The following is a 20,068-nucleotide window of genomic DNA, read 5'->3' as shown; positions in this document are numbered from 1 at the left end:
GAAAATGGTAATGAATGAAAGGCTAAGCGACTTCTATTATTCTGGCAATGGAATAATAAGTTCCATTCTGCGACTTCCGTCTTTTGCACTCGTCTCAAATAGAATCAACATCAATGTACTGTTTGGCTCTGCTTTTTTTACTTTCAACGTATGGGTAAAGTCACCCCATTCAGGAGCACCAGCGGAGGTTTGTATAGAGCCCTGTATCAGCTCGTTATGGCCATCCTCCACGACATAACTGACAACGCCTTCAAATACTTGTGCCTGACCCTTGACTTCAAAGGTGTCCTGCCCCGTCTTTTTAACGGTGACGTTGCGGAAAATGTCATTGGCATAGACGGCAGCGGCTGGATCAGGTTGTTGGGTAGTTGGTGGCGTTTCAGCCGGTGGCTGCGGTTGTGTTGGAGTAGGTGTTTCTGGCTGCGTGCCGGGTGTTTGCGGCTGAGTTGTAGCAGGAGGAGTTTGTGGCTCCACCGGACTGGCCGGGTTTTGTGTACCGCTTGTGCAGCCTTGGAGCACTCCTACTGTCAACAGTAACAGAAGAAACTTTTTCATGGTATCCCTCGATTCTGTCGGTTTGTTGTGAGTCCTTCCACTTAGTAAGACGTAGAAAACAGAGCCAGTGTTACAATAGGGGGCTACTAACATAAGAACTGTGATAGAATGGGGGGGAAGCATTAACCACTATTCCTAGAAAGCTGGTCGAAAAAGAATGGCACAACATACGTATCGAATTGAAAAGGATTTTCTCGGTGAAAAGGAAATTCCTGTCGATGCCTATTATGGCGTCCAAACTATGCGTGCGACGGAAAACTTTCCAATCACAGGCTACCGTCTACATTCTTCCCTGATCATCGCAATGGCAATGGTTAAGAAAGCAGCGGCGATTGCCAACATGGAAGTATCCCGTCTCAATGCTCGTCTGGGAAATGCGATTGTCCAAGCTGCCCATGAGATCATTGAGGGACAATGGCATGATCAGTTCATTGTAGACCCTATCCAGGGTGGCGCGGGAACTTCCATCAATATGAATGCAAACGAAGTGATCGCCAACCGCGGACTTGAAATTTTGGGAGAGAAAAAAGGAGATTATTTCAATCTCAGCCCCAATACACATGTTAACATGTCTCAGTCTACCAATGATGCATTTCCAACGGCTATTCACATCTCGACGCTCTTCCTGCTGGAAAAACTGCTGGTGACAATGGAAGCCATGCATGATGCATTTGGCAAAAAAGCAACTGAATTTGATGACGTCATTAAAATGGGTCGAACTCATTTGCAGGATGCCGTTCCGATTCGTCTAGGCCAAGAGTTTGAAGCCTACCGTCGTGTGCTCGAGCGTGATATCAAACGGATCAAGCAATCTCGCCAGCATCTTTATGAGGTCAACATGGGTGCAACTGCCGTGGGTACAGGCTTGAATGCAGACCCGCGTTATATTACCACAGTTGTGGAACAGTTGGCAAAAATCACCGGATTCCCACTGAGCGGAGCAGAACATCTCGTTGACGCTACACAAAATACAGATGCCTATACAGAAGTGTCTGCTGCACTGAAGGTTTGCATGATGAACATGTCCAAAATCGCCAATGACTTGCGCTTGATGGCGTCTGGTCCGCGCGCTGGTCTGGGGGAAATCTCTCTGCCGGCTCGCCAGCCTGGTTCGTCCATCATGCCAGGAAAAGTAAATCCGGTAATGGCTGAGGTCATTAATCAGGTAGCGTTCCAAGTGATCGGCAATGACCATACGATTTGCTTGGCGTCTGAAGCTGGACAACTCGAGCTGAATGTGATGGAGCCAGTGCTTGTCTTTAATCTCTTGCAATCCATCAGCATCATGGATAATGCGTTCCGTGCTTTTACTCAATACTGCTTGGAAGGAATTGAGGCAAATCGTGAGCGCATGAGAGAATATGTAGAAAAAAGTGTTGGGGTCATCACGGCTGTCAATCCGCACCTGGGCTATGAAACCGCTGCACGCATTGCACGCGAAGCCATTTTGACAGGAAAATCCGTGCGGGAGCTATGCCTGGAGCATAATGTTCTGACCGAAGAAGAGCTGGATCTGATTTTGGATCCATTTGAGATGACTCACCCTGGGATTGCTGGAGCGTCCTTGCTTGATCGCAACTAATTAGTGATACGAAAACTCCCGTCACTCGATACGGGAGTTTTTGCTGTTCATGAGCTGACTTATTTTTTAGGTAGTTGATCCAAGCTCTTGAATTCGTAGCCTTGCTTGCGGGCCTCGTCAATGATGGAACCAAGTGCTTCGGCATTATCCTTGGATACGGAATGCAAAAGGATCACCGCACCGGGGTGCAGCTGAGACATGACGTTATCGTATGCGTATTTGGCACCGCGCATAACTTTTGTATCCCAATCCTTGTAAGCGACGGACCAAAAAACGTTGGTATAACCCACTTCCTTGGTTACAGCCAGGGTGCGATCACTGAAGATGCCACGAGGTGGTCGTACATACTGCATTTCCTTTTGACCGGTCACTTGGGTGACAGCATCTTTTACTTTCGCTAGCTCTTCTTTCACCTTTTGATTCGAGATCGTAGTCATATCCGGATGACTCCAGGAGTGATTGCCGATGAGATGGCCTTCTGTCGTCATGCGTTTTAATAGCTCGGGTTGTTCCTTTACATAATGGCCCGTTACAAAAAAGATGGCAGGTACTTTTCTGACCAACAGGGTGTCCAGAATCGAAGCGGTATACCCGTTTTCATAGCCATTATCAAATGTCAGGTACAGTTCCTTCTTCGATGTATCCCCTAAAAAGATAGCCCCATGACGATCCACGATCCCTTTAAAGCCTTCCTCCGTGATGGAGGGTAGTTCGCCGTTTTTACTTTTCTTGAAGCCAAAATGATAGGGATGGTCCTGATAAGCTGCAGAAGACTGGAGCGGCAAGGCAAACAGCAGCAAAAAACTGAGACTGACCATGCCCCATTTGTATAGCTTGTCCATAACCAAATTTCACGTCCTTTCCACAAGGCCAAACGAGATGTTAGGTTTCCATCAAAAGTTTGTCCAGTCCCTACCCATTTATGTAAGGCATTCCTTAGCGTAAGAGAAAAGTGCATGGGGTATGAAAAATATATAAAAGAATAGACAACTGTCCAAACAACTACATGGCATCCTTCATATAGTATCAAAGTCAACGGTGAGCCGCTGACGAGTCAAATGTAAAATCATCCAGTACCGGAGGTGTAGTCATGGGGCTGAATTGGTTGAAGTATTTGCAAAAACAAGTTGGCGATGACGACGAAATTGAAGAAATTGAAGTAAAGATCGAATACGAGGATGGAACCAAAAAGAAATGGATTTTCACCGGTGACCAAGATCCCGTATACGAAGATGGCGAAGATGAAGAAGATGAGGAAGACGAGGAAGACGAAGATGGCGACTCCGATGGGGATGGTAATTCTGAGGAGGCCGACTCTGAGGAAGAAGATTCCGACGAGGAAGATTAATCGTAAATAGAGTTTTGCCTTTTTATATTGCAAAAGAAGAAGGTGCGTCGAACGACGCATCTTCTTCTTTGCTGACTGACCAAGCGTTTTTTTATTCAATCTGTTATCATTGAATTAATTCGTTTGAATAGAAAGGGTCAAGACCATGAGCTTTACAATTAGTGATCACGTAATAAAAACGTTATGCGGTCGGATTTCCTATGAAAAAGGAAAAGCATATTACCGTACCAGAAAAGTGACGATGAATTACTATGATCCCGAAGCAGTCTCTTTTGAAGCGACAGTCAAGGCGGGAGACAGTCACTATCAGGTCAGCATAGAAATAGACGGGAGTGGGATAGGAGCAGCTTGTACTTGTCCCACGCTTCATTCATATGATCAATACTGCCAGCATATCGCCGCTGCGCTCCTGCAAGTAAAGGACATGCTCCAAGACGACAGAACATCTGTCCGCTCTCTGCCATCAAAAAAAGAATCAGAACAGTATCAGGGTGTTTCGGGGTGGACATCAGGGAATATGCAACTGACAAAAGGCGTACTAGAATTGTTCGAAGTCAAACCGCTTCGACCTAGTAGCTCCCGATCTGTGCTTCAGGATTCCAGGGTATGCTTAGAAGTGGAGTTTATTTGCAAGATATTCCCTTACGGCTATCGCAAGTACATGTTCGGCATAGAACTGAAGGTCGGGACCAAACGACTATATATCGTTAAAAAAATGAGGGATTTTCTCGAGCGAATACATAAACGGGAGCCCTTTGTTTTTTCCAATCATTTTACGTACGATCCACAGCTCCATCGTTTTCGAAAAGAAGATGACGCGATTATTCGGCAGTTGACCCAAATCTACCAAAACGAAAATATTTATCGTGAAACTACGAATCGTTACCCCAACCAGGCAGAAAGTATAAGTGGTGATCGAATGCTGTTGGTACCTCCATTCACATGGGACATCCTTCTCCCACTGCTGCTTGCAGCCTCATCGGTACAAATCCAGCACGGGGATGCTGCATGTACCAAGCTTGAGCTGTTTGATGGACCGATTCCTGTTCAGTATGCTTTTGACCAATTACAGGGAGAGGGCTATCAACTGGACGTCGAAGGATTGGAAGCCATTACGGTAATGGAGTCGTATGGAGTAATCGTGATCGAGGGAAAATTGCTGAAGCTTTCGGCGGAGCAGTGCAGACGTCTCGCGGGGTTGAAGCAGATGTTGGAAGCGAATCGAAAAGAAAAAATACAGATTCCTCCTGAGCAAATCGAAACGTTCATGGTTCAGGTGGTACCGGGGCTGATGAAGCTGGGAAGCGTCCATATCGCCCGTGCTGTCTCGGATCGGATCGTGCAAACCAAGCTAAAAGCAAAGCTGTATTTGGACAGAGTGAGAGATCGACTTTTAGCGGGACTCGAATTCCAGTACGGGGATATTGTCATAAATCCGTTAGAACAACAGAATCAACAGCGTGGGGCCGACTTGATCGTAATGAGAGATGGGGAGCGCGAGCGACAAATTCTGGATATCATGGAGCAAAGCGCATTTTCCAGCACAGAAGGCGGTTATTTCCTGCAGGATGAGGACGCAGAATACGAATTTTTGTATCATGTCGTTCCACAGCTGGAAAAGCTGGTGAGTGTGTATGCAACTTCCGCAGTAAAAGTCAGACTGCACACCGGACATACAGCACCAAAAGTGGTAGTGGATCTAAATGCGCGAACGAATTGGCTGGAAGTGTCTTTTGATATGAACGGAATTCCGGAATCGGACATACGTCAGCTTTTACAGTCGCTGGAGGAAAAGCGAAAATATCATCGCTTGCCAAACGGGGCACTGCTGCCGTTGGAAGGTCAAGATTTCCAAGAAATGACCCGGTTTATGGACGACATGGGCATTCGTAACCGTGATTGGAACGGAACACAAATACGCCTCCCTGTTGTCCGTAGTATTCATTTAATGGAGACAGAGCGACAAGGGAAAGCCATCCAATTGGGCAAATCGTTTCGTCAACTGCTGGAAAATATGCGCAATCCCGATCATCTTGATTTCCCTGTGCCGAAGAGGCTGGAATCTGTGCTTCGTGACTATCAGAAGTATGGATTTCAATGGCTGAAGACGTTGGCGCACTATCGCTTTGGAGGCATTCTGGCAGATGATATGGGGCTGGGCAAAACGTTGCAAAGCATCGCCTTTTTAGTCTCTGTGCTACCTGAAATTAGGCAAAAAGAACAGCCTGCGCTGATCGTTTGTCCTGCTTCTCTCGTATACAACTGGCGCAATGAACTCCAGAAATTTGCACCTGAAATTCGAACAGTCATTATCGACGGAAATAGAGATCAGCGAACGCAACTGCTGCAGGATGTATCTGAGGTAGACGTGATAATCACTTCATACCCTTTACTCCGTAGAGATTGCGAACAATACGGGGAGCAGACATTTCATACCCTCATATTGGACGAGGCACAAGCATTTAAAAATCACACAACCCAAACTGCCCATGCTGTCAAGAAAGTTCAGGCGCTGTATCGTTTTGCATTGACGGGGACACCGGTGGAAAACAGACTGGAGGAGTTGTGGTCGATTTATGATGCGGTATTCCCTGATTTGTTTCCCAGCAGGAAAAAATTCAATGACTTATCACGAGAGGTTGTTGCCAAAAGAGCACGTCCTTTTCTGTTACGTCGGCTGAAGAGTGACGTTCTTCGAGAACTGCCTGAAAAAATCGAGTCCTTCCAAGCCTCTGAACTACTGTCCGATCAAAAGAAGCTGTATGCCGCTTATTTGGCACAATTACAGCAGGAAACGTTGAAGCATTTGAATGACCAGGGCTTTCAGAAACATCGGATCAAAATCCTTGCTGGCTTGACTAGACTGCGCCAGATCTGTTGTCATCCTGCGTTGTTCGTAGAAAACTACGAGGGTAGCTCAGCCAAATTCGAGCAGCTTTTGGAGATTATTGAGGAGTGCAGAAGTGCTGGAAAACGAGTATTGATATTCTCTCAATTCACTGAAATGCTAGGTATGATCGGGAGGGAATTAGGTTATCAGGGGGTACCGTTTTTCTATCTCGATGGCAATACTCCCTCCGCCGAGCGTGTAGAACTGTGCAATAGATTCAATGATGGGGAGCGGGATTTATTTCTCATGTCACTAAAGGCAGGCGGTACGGGACTGAATTTGACTGGTGCGGACACGGTTATCCTCTACGATCTATGGTGGAATCCTGCTGTGGAGCAACAGGCAGCCGATCGTGCACATCGCATCGGGCAAAAGAGGGTCGTGCAAGTGATTCGCCTGGTTTCCCAAGGTACGGTAGAAGAAAAAATGTATGAACTCCAACAAAAAAAGAAGAATCTCATTGAGGAAGTGGTCCAGCCGGGACAGGAGGCAATGTCCGTCTTAAACGAGCAGGACATTCGTGAAATTTTGATGATATAAGATAAATGTCTTGACCTTGCATCGTTCAATAGGTCAAGGTATTTTTTTTGCGCGGAATATGGAATGCGGTAGAATCTATACTTAGATATTTGTCCGTTTCGGGTTCAAAACAGAGCGAATAGCTTATTAAGAATGGAGCGTTATTACTCTACAGCGAAACATGGGGGGGAATGGTATGGAACAGTACCTGATCAAGCCATGGGACACCCGGGATGGAACCGAAGCAACTCCTGTCGATTGGGATATGCATGTGCCTCCTGAAGTAGATGCAATAGCCGAACAAGTCATCCAACAATATGATATGTCCGTCAGCAGTCGTACTTTGATCACTTCAAAGCCGGACAAAGGCGGCGCTATTTGGCGTATCGAGACAAATAAGGGTCTTCGTAGCTTGAAAGTCTTGCATCGTACTCCGGAACGCAGTCTGTACAGCGTAGGGCTGCAAGATTATGTCGTGAAACAAGGGGCTAGGGTTCCCGCATTAATTCCGGCTAAAGACGGGAAGTTGTTTGTAGAAATGGGCGGTAAGCTATGGATTGTTACAGATTGGATCGACCTGCAACCAGCTACCAAAGTAGATTTGACTGGTGCACAAGAGCTCTGTTATGGCCTCGGTGAGTTTCACCGCCACACCAAAGGCTACATCCCGCCTTTAGGTGCCAAAAACTCATCTCGCTTGTTCCGCTGGCCGAATTATTATCAAAAAATTGCCAAAAAAACAGGCTGGATGCGGGAAATGGCAAAGGCCTACCCTGAAACAGTCGCGAGCAAGTCGATCCTGGCTGTAGTGGATCAGTATGAACAGCAAGCCCTAGAAGGGTTGACCAGGTTAAAAGCATCCGCCTATCCCAGTATGGTCGCTATGGGAGAGCCGCACTGGGGACTCGTTCATCAGGATTACGGTTGGTCAAACGGGCAAAACGGTCCAGGTGGACTATGGGTCATAGACCTTGACGGGGTATCGTACGACTTGCCTTTCCGCGACTTGCGCAAGCTCATCACCAGCACCATGGACGATATGGGTGTGTGGGATGTGAACTGGATAAGAGGAATGATTGAAGCCTATCATAAAGCGAATCCACTGGATAGAGAGTCGTTTGAGGTTTTATTGATCGACATGGCGATGCCAAATGAGTTTTACAAACATTTGAAAGAAATGTTCTTCGATCCGGTTACATTTTTGAATACAGAGGCAGATGCGATCTTGCAACGAGTGCTCACAGCAGATCAAACCAAAACCCAGGCCTTGGCGGAGCTTGCGAAAGACGCGTCGAAATACGAGTCTGGCAATTATGAGCAATTGCTGGCTGCAGGCACGCCGAAAAGTGAAGCTTCTGAGATTGCTTGGGATCAACAGACATGGGTTCTGCAACCGCAAGAGAAGACGGAGACGACTGCAGCCGCTGTAGCGCGTGAAGATCAACCGGCTAAAAGCAAAACGACTATCAAGGTCCCGAAGAAAAAGTCCACCAGTGAAGATAGCGTGGTCAACAAAAAAACAACGGAAGGAAGCAAGGAAAGTAAGGAAAGTAAGGAAAAAAAATCAACTGTCAGCAGTGAGGCTGCAAAAGTCGAGCAGATCCCAGCCGCAGAAGAACAAAAGCAGTTGGATAAAAACAAGGCCGAATCAAATAGCACGGATAAAAAACGGTCTCGAAATAACAGAACGGTCAGAGTCGAACAGAAACCAACTGCCACGGAAGCTCCTGTTCCCGTGCAAGCAGAGACACCAACAACCACTCCTGCTGCAACTCGAAAAAAAGCAACCCCAGAGCCATCCTCCAATAGCAATGTAATTGATCTGGCTTCGCATCTGGAGAAAAAGAAATGGAAAGCCGCGAAGTCCAAAAAGCCTGTATCCAAAAAACAGGCAACGAGTATCAAGAAACTGAACCAGAAGAAGAAAATCTCCACATCTACATCCACAAATGTACAAAAGCAAATAAGCAAAACGAAAGCAAAAACCGTTCAAGCCAGAAGTCCAGTAATAAAAAAGGCTTCTGAGTCTCTACGTAAAGCAAAGACTGGAAAACAAGAAGTGGCAAAGCTTAGTCAATACCGCAAAAAATCTGCAAGTCAAAAGCGGGCCGTTTCTCCTGCAAAGACTCAGCGCGCACCAGTCTCAAAAGCTCTCGCCTATTCGAAGGTGGCAGCCCCCAGCCGAAAAATGGCAAATGCCCGGTCGGTTAAGCCACGAGCACAAAAAGGATTGAAAGTGGCTAGAGGCAGGTAAAAAGCCGTATGAGGAAAGGAGAATTTCGATGAAAGTAGCTATGATATGCACGGAAAAGTTGCCCGTGCCACCCGTTCGCGGGGGTGCGATCCAAACCTACATTGCTGGTATAGCCGATTTTCTTGGGCAACGTCACAATCTGACTGTACTAGGGACAACAGATCCTTCCTTACCTCTGGATGAGCAGGTTCGCAATGTCCGCTATGCAAGGGTAAATGGCATGGGTGTATTCGAAACGTATGCAGAAGAAGTGATCAAGTTTTTGCGGGTGAATTCTTATGAAGTCATTCACGTATTCAATCGGCCTCGCTTAGTGCCAATGATACGGGAAGTGTGCCCAGATGCTCGAATCATTTTAAGTATGCACAATGATATGTTTGATCTGGCCAAAATCGAGCAGGAAACAGCACAAAAGGCCATTGCCAGCACAGAACGAATTATTACGATTAGCGATTACGTTGGCCGTGTAATCGGTTCACTATACCCGGAGGCTGCAGGCAAGCTGCGTACGATTTATTCAGGAGTAGATTTGCAAACGTTCGTTCCGTGGGACAAATCACAGACGGCAAAGCAAATCAGACAACAACTACGCACAATGCACAATCTCGGTAACAAGCAGGTCATCTTGTTTGTGGGCAGACTTACCCCGAAAAAAGGAGCAGATATTCTAGTACGGGCGATGAATGATTTACACCGTCAGCACTCCAATATCGCTCTCGTCCTCGTAGGAGGTTCCTGGTACGGGGTTGATAAAATAAGCGACTACGTTGCCTATGTGCGTTCGCTGGCAGATCGGTCACCCATACCCGTGATCACAACCGGTTTTGTACCAGCGGAGGAAATCCATCACTGGTTTTGGGCAGGAGACATTTTTGTCTGTCCTTCGCAGTGGGAGGAGCCTTTGGCCCGCGTTCATTATGAAGCAATGGCTGCAGGCTTGCCATTCGTAACAACAAAACGCGGGGGTAATGCTGAAGTGATCATTGGGGGCAACGGGCTATTGGTAGAAGAGCCTGAGAATCCCTTAGCCTTCTCTGCGCAGTTGAATACATTGCTTTCCAGCCGGGATTTACAGGGAAAAATGGGGAGCAGCGGACGGCGATTGGCGGAAGAGCGCTTTACGTGGGAGCGTGTTGCGCAAGAGGTCCTGGATGTTTGGGGCTCTTGACCGTAACGGCAGTAAGCAGGAGAGTCCGATCTCTCTTTCGTATCACAAGGAAAACGATCAGGAAGGTGGGCAATGGCTCATTTCTCCTGATCTTTTTATTGACCTGGCGAACAGGCATAACAAGCACGTCATCACAACGAGAGGACAAGCTTGAAAAGTCCACACGATTCAGCTTGTCCAAAATGTAGACTGATAGAGGAGATCTGGCTGGGGGAAGCCGCAGCAATCGTTCCCCCGCCAAAGGGAATTGCACAGCTGATGTGCAATTGTTGAAAAACCTGCCTACCCCGAAGCAAGATGACGGTCGTTTCGCTCTCCCGAACTCTCGACTAATTTGAGTGGGACTGATTCTGTTTCTTTCATTGATTCCGGTACGGCCACTTGAGCAGGCACCTGAAGGTTGGGGATAATCGCCACAATGCGATTGAGCGGAATCAAGATGCTCCCGCCTTTGTTTGGCAGAGAAGCATGGGTGCGCAGTTCAATCAGTCCTTCATCGACTCGAACCAGGGTTCCCATCCGATAAGAGCGGCTGTCTGGTCCCCAGTCTGTTGTCAGTATCAGCTCCACGATCTGGTTTTCTTTCATACATTTTCGCAATTCTTTTCGCAGACCTTTTAGACTGACTTCGTCTGTACTCTCCTCAGCTTCGACATCTACTTTCACGATGGGAGCAGGGATGATTACAAGCTTAGGGGCTTGTATCTGAACAGTGGGTGCTTCCACCTGAACGGACGGAGTGGGAGCCGTAACGGAAACATGAGGTACTGGTGCCGTGAAATGCACGTTAGGGGCACGAACATTGACCCGCAGCATACGTTGATCGTTCGCTTTTACTAGTTTGTTCGTAGAAAGATTTCGAGGAGCACGGGCAGACCGGCGATGAAGATTTGTCGAATTTGCTTGCACCTTCTTCCTCGCTGCTTTCAGTGCTAAACACCTCCTTTTTTCCATGGTTCATCATATTCAACACAGGCAGGGCTGTTATGGACAAATACACTAGAAAGAAAAAAAGGGCAGGAAATTCTTAAAAGGAGTGGAAAATCGTGTATACTATTTACGGTAATCTCAAAAAGGATGATGGAGGTTTCACAATGAATCAAACGCCACTTGCTCCTATGGGAGTAGGAAAGCTGCTTGATCGCAGTTTCTCTGTATATCGTCAACACTTTGCTGCTTTTTTTCTGTTAGCCCTCATTTGGTTTGGCCCCTTTTTGTTATTGCAGCAATTTCTGATGGTTGATATCGGCAGTATGCCATTGCTTATGCAAGATACGGACGGTTTGGACTTTTGGGAATCTATGGGGAATCGGTTTATGGGTCAAGAAGAATTGATGACGGATAATATGGCTCTACTTGTAACGTACATAGTGATTGTTATTCCTTTAATGACTTTTGTTGCTTATCCGCAGATGATTTCCGTTGCTACAATACTAACGGAGGGTGCAATCAAAGGAAAGCAATTGCGACTGAAGGACGCAATGAAACAGGCGCTTGGTCGTTTCTGGCCTTTAGTCGGCAGTACAGTGGTGTACGGACTCGTTGCTTTGGGAGTTATGATCGGCTTCGTTCTCGCTTGCATGCTGCTTTTCTTTTTGCTGACAGTGGCATTCGGCGGGTCCTTCGACACATTCCTGGGCCTAGGGAATGATGTAAACCCTATTTTCCTGATGTTGTTGTTTATTGTGGGCAATATCGTGTTTATCATCGGCACCATGCTCGTACCTGGATTCTTCTTGCTGCGCTGGAGCTTCTATTTGCCTCTCGTGTTATTCGAGCAAAATGGTGTTGGACTTGCAGAGAGCTGGCGTTTAACGAAAGGGAACTTTTGGAGATTGCTCGCCATTTTCTTTGTCTTAAGCGTACTCTACTCGATTTTCTCTGGAGGGGTGCAGGCTCTGACGACAGGGACAATGGGAATGTCGATCGTAGCGCAGCTCATTTTAGTTCTTTTGGCTTGCTTGTTGATGCCATGGATGTCGATTGTTTATGCCCTTACTTATTTTGATTTGGTTGTCCGAAAAGAGGGAACCGACCTGCAAGTCATGCTCAACAATCAGATGACACAAGACCAAGCCACAGTTGTGCCAAATGAACAGGAAGCTCCACATGAATAGTGGATGGACCATTTCGCAAGACAAGGAACGGTTGCGAGAAATTTTGTCCCAGGACGAATTCAAAAAAATCCAGGGTGATGGAGAAAGTCTAATCGAAAAAGCGATCAACTATTTGATAGAAATGATTGCGAAGCTGTTTGAATGGACGGAAATACCGGCAACAGCTTCAAGTACAGTATCCACCATCGTTCTTGTCATAGCGGGCTTGGGATTGATTTTCTCCATTTACTGGCAGGCGAAACGAATCGTATGGGAGCAGAAAAGGCAACGATCGCTATTCGTCCAGGGCGAAAAAATACGTTCCTATATGGATTATTTACGTGATGCAAAACAACGGGGACAAGAGGGGGATTGGCGGGAAGGTGAGCGCTCCCTATTTCTGGCCCTGCTGGTCTATTTGCAAATGAAAGCGTGGATTCGGATCGAACAGTGGAAGACCAACTGGGAATATGCAGATGAGCTGCAAATGAATCAGCCGGCAGTAGAAGGGCTGTTCCGGCGTCACGCGCGAACTTTTGACCAAGTATGGTACGGGCAAGCGCCAGTAAATGAAGAACAGTTCTGGGAACGTGTGAAAGAGCTGGAGGGAATGTGGCGCGAGGAGGGACAGCATGGATAAATTGCGAGCCTATCGCGCAGGAATAGTCATTGCGATTCTTTTTCTACTCGTTCTGGGGTGGTTCATACTAAGGCCATCGTCTATGCATTATCCCCCTTATCTGGCTGCTTCGGCGCAGCCGGATGGAATCAAGGCTGTGCTGCTTTTGCTTGAGGAAAAAGGGAAGAGCGTCAAAGAATGGCGACAGCCTATGCGCTTTTTACCTGGGCAGGAAGGCCAGGCATTACTTGCAGTGGAGCCAAACCATATGACGATTGATGAGCAGGAGGAAATTCGCAATTGGGTAGAACGAGGGAATCATCTGATTCTGTTCGAAAAAAGCCCAATCGAATGGGAAGAACTGCCCTTCACAACACATTTTACGGAAGAAAAAAACAGTAAAGAGCGAAACATGAGAGGACCCTTGTTGGGAGAGGGCTATTCGGGCCGCGCGGACTCTCTCGTCCGATTAAATGAAGCGCAGTCGATGGAAGCACTTTTATACGACGATCAGGGAATTTTAGCTGGGCGGACGTCAGTGGGGAAAGGCAGCATCACCCTTTTTCTCGTACCTGAGTGGATGACGAACAGTCAGATTGAGCGCCATTCGCACTTTGAAGCCATATGGCCGTACCTTCTGGGAGATTGGCCTTTGATATGGGTCGACGAGTACCACCATGGCTTGCAGCAAAAGCCCGGCTTTTTTGCCATTTATCCGGGGTGGCTGATTGTCATCTGCACTCAGTTGGCTATAGTCCTGCTGTTGTGGGTGTGGTGGCGAGGCAAACGCTTTGGCCCTGTTTATACATTGCGGGAATGGACTGTTCGCCGTGGAGATGAAACTCTTTTGGCTGTATCGAGTTGGTATGAACAAAGAAGTCTTGCCCAGGATGCGTTCTTACATAGGGAAGCCTATTTGCGTCAACTCATCCACGATCGTTGGGGACTACATCAACGAGCAGACCGTTCAGAACTCATTCGAGTGGCCAAAACGAAATGGACCGATAGTGAAGTGAGTAAATTGGCAAGCTTGTTAGAACGATTGGAGCAAGCAAAAAGCGGGGAGAGATACACGAAGAAAAAGCTGCTTGTGGATAGTCTTTTGATGGATGAAATGAGCAAGCGCCTAGAGAAGGAGTGACAAAAACGTGGAGCAATTGGTAGCACAAATGGAAAAAGAGCTGGTCGGACAACGACAGAACATTCGGTTGTTGATCACCGCATTACTAGCAGGGGGCCATGTACTCTTGGAAGGTGTTCCGGGAATAGGCAAGACTAAAATGGTCCGGACGCTGTCCCGATTGATCGGGGGAGAGAGCAAGCGCGTTCAATTTACTCCGGACATGATGCCTTCTGACATTATTGGTCAGGTCGTTTTTAATATGCAAAAGAATCAATTTGAAACAATAAGAGGTCCCGTATTTGCCAATCTGCTGCTTGCGGACGAGATCAACCGTACCCCTCCCAAAACACAAGCGGCTCTTTTGGAGGCGATGGAAGAGGGACAGGTCACGATACACGGAGTCACTTATCCGCTACCCGAACCGTTTTTTGTCGTAGCCACACAAAATCCGGTTGAGTATGAGGGTACCTATGTGCTGCCAGAAGCACAGCTTGATCGCTTTTTGTTCAAACTAACGATGCAATATCCTTCGCATGAGCATGAAAAGCAAATCTTGGCGCAGCACAGGCCATGGGAGGAAAGCCAAGCGAGTTTTGAAAAACAAATTTGTTCATTAGATGAAATTATCGCCCAAAGACAAAAGCTTCAAGAGGTTGTCGTGGATGACTCGCTTTTGGAATACATCACGACATTGATCCGTAAAACGAGAGAGACCAAGCGGTTGCAGCTCGGAGCGAGCTCCAGAGCCGGCATTGCCGTTTTAATGGCGAGCAAGGCCTGGGCACTGCTCGACAACCGTCTCTATGTGACGCCAGATGATGTGAAGATGGTGGCTCGTCCGGCACTGCGCCACCGCCTTATTCTTTCACCGCAGGTAGAATTGGAGGGGGGCACCAGTGACCACATCATCGACGAAACGTTGGCGGCTATTCCAGTTCCTCGCTGATGTTCTGGCTGATCGGTTCGTTCTGCCGACCAAGCGGCTGATTCTCTTGGTTCTGCTCGGAACCCCTCTTGCAGGGACTGGTTTTTGGATGGGATGGGGTTATACGATTTTTTGGCTGTATAATAGCTTGATTTTAATAGCCAGCTTGATTGACTGGGTCACTATACCTAAGCGGCGTGATTTGTCGCTGAAAAGAATTTTGCCTGAGCAGACCGACCTAGGTCAGCCGGTTTCCATTCAGGTAGATTTAGAAAACCGAAGTGGCCAGCTCGTCGGCTATTCGCTTGTGGATGATTTACCGCTCTCTTTTGTAGAGACTGGACCAATCGCTGGCATCATGGATACGGGTGAGACGAGAATCAGTTACACTACGCGGGCGAAAGAACGGGGTGAATATCAATTTCATTGGCTTTACTTGCGTTGGCACGGGAAAATCGGTCTTTGGTATAGACAGAGCCGTTTTCCGTGTGAGCAGTCGATCAAGGTGTTTCCCGATTTGTCTGCTGTCCGCGGGTATCTCGCGTCCGTGCAGGAAAGTCTGATCGTGGATGGCAAAAAGATTGTACGTCGTGCAAAAATGGGCTCGGAATTTCATGCAATCAGGGAGTATGTCCCGGATGATGACCCGCGCTTCATCAATTGGTCTGCATCCGCTCGTACGCGACGATTAATGACCAATCAGTACCGTCCGGAGCATGGCAAAGTGATTATGATCGTAATTGATTGCGGAAGGCTCATGGGTGTGGAGCTGGATAACAAGACGAGGCTGGATGTTTCCCTGGAAGCAGCGTTAACAGTGGCTGCTGTAGCGCTTCGCCAAGGCGATCAGGTTGGGCTTTTGGCATATTCTCATGAGGTCAAAGTCTACATACCGCCTGGCAAAGGGCTTCGTCATTTGCATACAATCCTTTCCGCTACCTATAACATAAAGAGTGATTTCGTGGAAGCCGATCCTGCCAAGGCTTTAGAATTTCTTCACCGCCAGCAGAAAAAGCGAAGCCTGGTCGTGCTATTCTCCGATATGGAGAACTACCTCGTCGAGGATCAGCTAGGCAGTTATTTATGGAGAATGCGACGCTCGCATCTGCTCCTTTTGCTTTCCTTGGCTGATCCGCTTCTCTACAGATGGAGTCACGTGGAAACGGAAAACAGTCGATTGGCTTTCGTCAAGTCAGTGGCCCAGCGCTTTCAGTTGGATCGAAGAGCTTTTCAACAAAAAATGACCGGCGCGGGAATCCAGGTGTTGGATGTACCGGCCGATCAGTTGACGCTGACAGTCGTAAATGCTTATTTAGAAATCAAATCGAGAGAAGCGTTGTAGGCTCGCCGCTTGTGGGCAAGCAGATACCAAGCGAAAAGAATAAGTAAGGTAACGAGGGCAACCGCGTACTTGCCTTCTAGAGAAAGGGCAGACGGAGTGATGTAGCCCTCGATGATTCCTGCGATGACTAAAAGCGGGAGAGTGGCAAGCAGGAGCTGCGCAGATTCTTTGGCTGCCTCGAGAAACTGATATTTACGGGCAAAGCGGCCAGGAACGAGCAAGCGATATCCCATATGCAGCCCTGCACCACCTGCGATAAAAATGGCGGTCAGCTCGATGACGCCATGCGGCAGGATGTACGCCCAGAATGCATAGCTGCTGTCAGCCTGAAAATACACGGCTGCAAGAGAACCGACTAAGAGGCCGTTGAACAACAAGAGATAGATGGGAAAGAGCCCGAGTGTGATTCCGCTGACAAACGCAAGTATCGCAACCTTCATATTGTTGGTCATGATCAATGTCGAGATGACAGGACTGTTGATGGAACCATGTCCTTCGCCCAGCCGGGTGGGGTCGATTTGCTCGGCCATCCCTTGCGGCAGCACGTAGTACAGGTTGAGTGGATCTGCCATCACCGCAGCAAAACCGGATATCCCTCCGATGATAAACAAAAGGGCAGCCATTCCGATGAATCCGAGGCGCTTGTCAATTAATTGCATCAAGTGGATACCAAAGAAATGGGCTAACTGCTGCAAGCTGCCAGAATGCTGTTTGTACGCTAAATTATGAGCACGGGAAACGAGCTGGTTCAAGTAGAGCGTGATTTCATCAGAGGGATGATACGTACGAATATACGCCAAATGGGCAGATGCTTTTTTATACAAGTGGGTGAGACGGTCGATGTCCGCTGCTCCGATTTTTCGGGGCTGACGGGAAAAGCGTTCTACCAATTGCTCCAGTTCTGCCCATGCGGCTTTGTGTTTATGCCAGAACGAAGTGATATCCAAGAAAAATTCCTCCTTATGCGAACAGGGAAACGAGAGGGTGAGCAAGTAGGGATGAATGAATGGACCCAGACGAACCAACCACCAGATCGAGAAGCTTCTATTGTTACACCAGAGCATGTCTTGCTGCGATTTCAGACGGCTGGTGTGGGCAGTCGCGCGGCAGCACAGCTCGTTGACACGGTGATTTTGCTCTTGGTTAATCTTACTGTATTTACCTTGTTCAGTATAGTTGTGTTTGGTGAAAATCGTCTTTTTTTCCTCGAAACGGAAAATTATGCAATCGCGATTGTCATTCTTTTTGTTTTCGTGCTTAATTTCGGTTATTTTTTAGTTCTGGAAGCCTTTTGGGCTGGGCAGACGGTCGGGAAAAAATTACTGGGGATTCGAGTCATTCGCGACAATGGTCAGCCTGCTACTTTTTTGTCCTCCGCAATCCGCAATCTGTTCCGTGTCGTAGATGTCTTGCCAACAGGATATTTTCTTGGAGCGATGGTCTCTATTTTCCATCCGCGCGATAAACGGATTGGCGATTTGGTGGCGGGAACGATTGTCGTTATGGAAGGTGGACAAAAGTCAGCTCTGTTCCAAAAACGAAAAACAAGGCAACAACAAAAGGAGCGGGCGGACTGGACGCCACTCGTGCTAAGTGAGGTTCAAAAACAAGCTATTACTCGCGAAGACTGGCAACTGCTCGCAACCTTTGTCAGTCGATTATCCTCCCTTTCTCAGGAGAAGAAACGGGAGCTCGGTCAACAAATCGCAAGCAATCTGTCCAAAAAGCTGGAATACAGCGAGTTGCCACTTGTAAAAGAGGACCCGGTCCTGTTTCTGCAGCGTTTGCACAGCCAGTTACGAGACGAGTGGCGCTTGGGAAAATGATCAGAGAGCCGAAGACCGCCTAAATGGGCGGTTTTTGTTATTTTCACATTATTTTTCCAATATTCCGCAAAGAGCCTGACGAAATATGTTCTATGTTATAATAAAACCTCACTCTATGTCATAGAAAGGAGGAGGGAGTCGATGAGCGATAAATATATGCCCGCTTCATCGTCATCATCCACTAGCCTGCCACTGCCTGGTGGGGGGAAGCAGGACGGTAGACGCAAACGAGCTGGATTATTCCAGGCATTGTTTCCCTCCCGGACAGAAGAAAAGCGGTCCCCGCTGCCTCTTATTTTGGCTGTTCTGCTCTGGGGAGGACTCGCATACGCTGGTTATGCTTTTGCTGTTCATACATTGGACAAGCAACAACAGTTTGTAAACCAACAAATTCAACTGGTACAAGAAGAAAACCAGAAACAGGTGCGAGCATTAGGAGAGCAATTGACATTGGTTCAGGATGAAATGAAAAACGTTCAAAGTGGACTCACAAATTTGGAAGAAGATTTGGAATTAACTGGAGAAACAATTGGAGGAACGAATAAGACCAAGGAGGCCCTTCAGGATCGAATTGATCAGTTGAACAAACAGCTGGTAGATTTGAAAGCATCACTGAAAAAACTGGAGGATGCAGCCCGTGCTTGGTAACATAAATCGTTTTTTCGCGTTTCTGCTGGCTCCTGCTGTCGGGTTTTTGGTTGCTTTTTCAGGGGCAAATCCAGTGGACAAGCCCCAGCTGGATGCGCTAAAGCTGCCTGCCGAGCAAACCAAAGCACAAGCGGATGCGATTGGAGAGCAGCTCTATGAAACTAAAGTGCAAATGAGGGGTGTAGAAATCCTCATCGAAGAGATCCGCGATAAGTCTGAAAAGGAAAAGAAGGATTACGAGCAGCAAAACAGTAAAATCAACAACCTGCTCTCAGCGAGTAAGTCGCAAACGCAAAAATCGGCGGATGTACTCGATACGATTCTTTCCAATATGCTAGGCAATCCAATCGGACAGTCGTTTGGGAACAATTCTACGGTGAAGGTATATTCCCTGGAGGAAGCAGGCTACCGTGGGTACATGGCAAAAGTCCGGTTAAAGGACCCGAAAGCGCTAAAGATGGTTTTAGCTAACAATTCGGTGAAGAGCAAGGGTGAGACGACGAGTCATGCCGGGAAAAGGACGGGAGCCGTTCTCGCTATCAATGCAGGTGGCTTCATGTCAGACAAGCAAGGCAATTTGACCCCCCTTGGAATTACAGTGGTTGACGGTAAAATTCGTACCTTTTCGAACAATACCAAATTGAGCTTCGTCGGTTTTAACAACAAAGGTCATTTGATCGGGGCAAACATTACGACCCAAGCCCAAATTACACAGCAAGGGATTTTGCAAGGCGCCAGCTTCTTGCCACGCTTGCTGCAGGATGGGAAACGCCTGCCGATTCCGCGTGACTGGGCGAATGCTCGTCAGCCCCGGACATTGATCGGTCATTTTGACAATGGAGACTTGCTCTTGATTGTCATCGACGGTAGACGTGAGGGCTGGAGTAATGGCGTTACCCTGGAAGAAGCGCAAAGAAAACTGCAGGAATTCCATGTCGTCGATGCGTTCAACCTCGATGGAGGCGGCTCCAGTGCCTTCTATTACAAAGGTAAGCTGATGAACAAGCCGTCGGGTGGGAAAGAACGCTCTGTTGTGAGCAATCTTGTGATCATGCCGTAATCGGACAAATGATTTCGTATGAATAAACTCTTCTGGCAAGGCGGAATGCCTTTGTTTCAGAAGAGTTTTTTTATTTGCCTGTCCTCCTAACAAAGATAACACGTATAATGGGG

Annotated in this window: 18 protein-coding genes; 14 read left to right on the top strand and 4 right to left on the bottom strand. The window is 47.5% G+C overall.

Translation table 11 applies throughout. The features are described 5' to 3' along the window. Nucleotides 1–36: 36 nt before the first annotated feature. The gene (locus ACIFQN_RS19510) at nucleotides 37–555 is read right to left on the bottom strand and encodes a Gmad2 immunoglobulin-like domain-containing protein (RefSeq protein WP_429834682.1); all 519 of its coding nucleotides are present in this window, start codon (nucleotides 553–555) and stop codon (nucleotides 37–39) included. 157 nt (nucleotides 556–712) lie between these two features. On the opposite strand from ACIFQN_RS19510, the gene aspA reads away from it, so the two are divergent. Further along, nucleotides 713–2,137, top strand: a complete 1,425-nt coding sequence (gene aspA / locus ACIFQN_RS19505; protein WP_429834681.1) for an aspartate ammonia-lyase — start codon at nucleotides 713–715, stop codon at nucleotides 2,135–2,137. A gap of 59 nt (nucleotides 2,138–2,196) precedes the next feature. Here aspA and pdaA read toward each other — a convergent pair whose 3' ends face one another. After that, a complete protein-coding gene (pdaA, locus tag ACIFQN_RS19500) occupies nucleotides 2,197–2,979 on the bottom strand; it encodes a delta-lactam-biosynthetic de-N-acetylase (RefSeq protein WP_429834680.1) in 783 nt (260 codons plus the stop codon). A gap of 248 nt (nucleotides 2,980–3,227) precedes the next feature. On the opposite strand from pdaA, the gene ACIFQN_RS19495 reads away from it, so the two are divergent. From ACIFQN_RS19495 to ACIFQN_RS19475, 5 genes are all read left to right on the top strand, one after another. Beyond that, complete coding sequence (locus ACIFQN_RS19495) at nucleotides 3,228–3,485, top strand: DNA primase (protein WP_429834679.1); 258 nt, start codon at nucleotides 3,228–3,230, stop codon at nucleotides 3,483–3,485. A 145-nt stretch (nucleotides 3,486–3,630) separates the two neighbouring features. Next, nucleotides 3,631–6,915, top strand: coding sequence for an SNF2 helicase associated domain-containing protein (locus ACIFQN_RS19490; RefSeq protein WP_429834678.1), 3,285 nt, complete (start codon nucleotides 3,631–3,633; stop codon nucleotides 6,913–6,915). Between the two features lie 175 nt (nucleotides 6,916–7,090). After that, nucleotides 7,091–9,148, top strand: a complete 2,058-nt coding sequence (locus ACIFQN_RS19485; protein WP_429834677.1) for a CotS family spore coat protein — start codon at nucleotides 7,091–7,093, stop codon at nucleotides 9,146–9,148. 28 nt (nucleotides 9,149–9,176) lie between these two features. After that, nucleotides 9,177–10,316 (top strand): glycosyltransferase family 4 protein, encoded by a 1,140-nt coding sequence (locus tag ACIFQN_RS19480; RefSeq protein WP_429834676.1) that lies wholly within the window; start codon nucleotides 9,177–9,179, stop codon nucleotides 10,314–10,316. Then, nucleotides 10,300–10,470, top strand: a complete 171-nt coding sequence (locus ACIFQN_RS19475; RefSeq protein WP_429834675.1) for a hypothetical protein — start codon at nucleotides 10,300–10,302, stop codon at nucleotides 10,468–10,470. Before ACIFQN_RS19480 ends, ACIFQN_RS19475 begins: the two co-directional genes overlap by 17 nt. 128 nt (nucleotides 10,471–10,598) lie before the next feature. On the opposite strand, the gene ACIFQN_RS19470 is transcribed toward ACIFQN_RS19475, so the two are convergent. Then, on the bottom strand, nucleotides 10,599–11,225 hold the full coding sequence (locus ACIFQN_RS19470; RefSeq protein ID WP_429834674.1) for a hypothetical protein: 627 nt from the start codon (nucleotides 11,223–11,225) through the stop codon (nucleotides 10,599–10,601). Between the two features lie 185 nt (nucleotides 11,226–11,410). Here ACIFQN_RS19470 and ACIFQN_RS19465 point away from each other — a divergent pair, with 185 nt between their 5' ends. From ACIFQN_RS19465 to ACIFQN_RS19445, 5 genes are read left to right on the top strand one after another with little or no spacing between them, the layout of a single operon-like run. Beyond that, the gene (locus ACIFQN_RS19465; RefSeq protein WP_429834673.1) at nucleotides 11,411–12,433 is read left to right on the top strand and encodes an ABC transporter ATP-binding protein; all 1,023 of its coding nucleotides are present in this window, start codon (nucleotides 11,411–11,413) and stop codon (nucleotides 12,431–12,433) included. Continuing rightward, nucleotides 12,426–13,052: a DUF4129 domain-containing protein gene (locus tag ACIFQN_RS19460; protein ID WP_429834672.1), complete on the top strand. Its 627-nt coding sequence runs from the start codon at nucleotides 12,426–12,428 to the stop codon at nucleotides 13,050–13,052. Before ACIFQN_RS19465 ends, ACIFQN_RS19460 begins: the two co-directional genes overlap by 8 nt. Beyond that, the gene (locus tag ACIFQN_RS19455; RefSeq protein ID WP_429834671.1) at nucleotides 13,045–14,172 is read left to right on the top strand and encodes a DUF4350 domain-containing protein; all 1,128 of its coding nucleotides are present in this window, start codon (nucleotides 13,045–13,047) and stop codon (nucleotides 14,170–14,172) included. The genes ACIFQN_RS19460 and ACIFQN_RS19455 overlap by 8 nt, the downstream gene beginning before the upstream one ends. Before the next feature lie 7 nt (nucleotides 14,173–14,179). Further along, nucleotides 14,180–15,100, top strand: a complete 921-nt coding sequence (locus ACIFQN_RS19450) for an AAA family ATPase (RefSeq protein WP_429834670.1) — start codon at nucleotides 14,180–14,182, stop codon at nucleotides 15,098–15,100. Then, nucleotides 15,051–16,421 (top strand): DUF58 domain-containing protein, encoded by a 1,371-nt coding sequence (locus tag ACIFQN_RS19445; RefSeq protein ID WP_429834669.1) that lies wholly within the window; start codon nucleotides 15,051–15,053, stop codon nucleotides 16,419–16,421. The genes ACIFQN_RS19450 and ACIFQN_RS19445 overlap by 50 nt, the downstream gene beginning before the upstream one ends. Here the strand turns inward: ACIFQN_RS19445 and ACIFQN_RS19440 are convergent. Further along, entirely contained in the window at nucleotides 16,388–17,368 is a 981-nt protein-coding gene (locus tag ACIFQN_RS19440) for a stage II sporulation protein M (protein WP_429834668.1), read from the bottom strand. The two genes, ACIFQN_RS19445 and ACIFQN_RS19440, sit on opposite strands and share 34 nt — an antisense overlap. A gap of 51 nt (nucleotides 17,369–17,419) precedes the next feature. Between ACIFQN_RS19440 and ACIFQN_RS19435 the strand changes: the two genes are divergently transcribed. The 3 genes from ACIFQN_RS19435 (at nucleotide 17,420) to ACIFQN_RS19425 (ending at nucleotide 19,955) form a co-directional block, all read left to right on the top strand. Beyond that, on the top strand, nucleotides 17,420–18,247 hold the full coding sequence (locus ACIFQN_RS19435; RefSeq protein ID WP_429834667.1) for an RDD family protein: 828 nt from the start codon (nucleotides 17,420–17,422) through the stop codon (nucleotides 18,245–18,247). A gap of 141 nt (nucleotides 18,248–18,388) precedes the next feature. Then, complete coding sequence (locus tag ACIFQN_RS19430; protein WP_429834666.1) at nucleotides 18,389–18,895, top strand: hypothetical protein; 507 nt, start codon at nucleotides 18,389–18,391, stop codon at nucleotides 18,893–18,895. After that, nucleotides 18,876–19,955, top strand: a complete 1,080-nt coding sequence (locus tag ACIFQN_RS19425) for a phosphodiester glycosidase family protein (protein WP_429834665.1) — start codon at nucleotides 18,876–18,878, stop codon at nucleotides 19,953–19,955. Before ACIFQN_RS19430 ends, ACIFQN_RS19425 begins: the two co-directional genes overlap by 20 nt. Nucleotides 19,956–20,068: the final 113 nt, after the last annotated feature.

Source organism: Brevibacillus sp. NRS-1366, assembly GCF_050467985.1.
The sequence above is the reverse complement of the archived record's forward strand: the minus strand, read 5'-3'. Positions and strand labels throughout refer to the sequence as shown.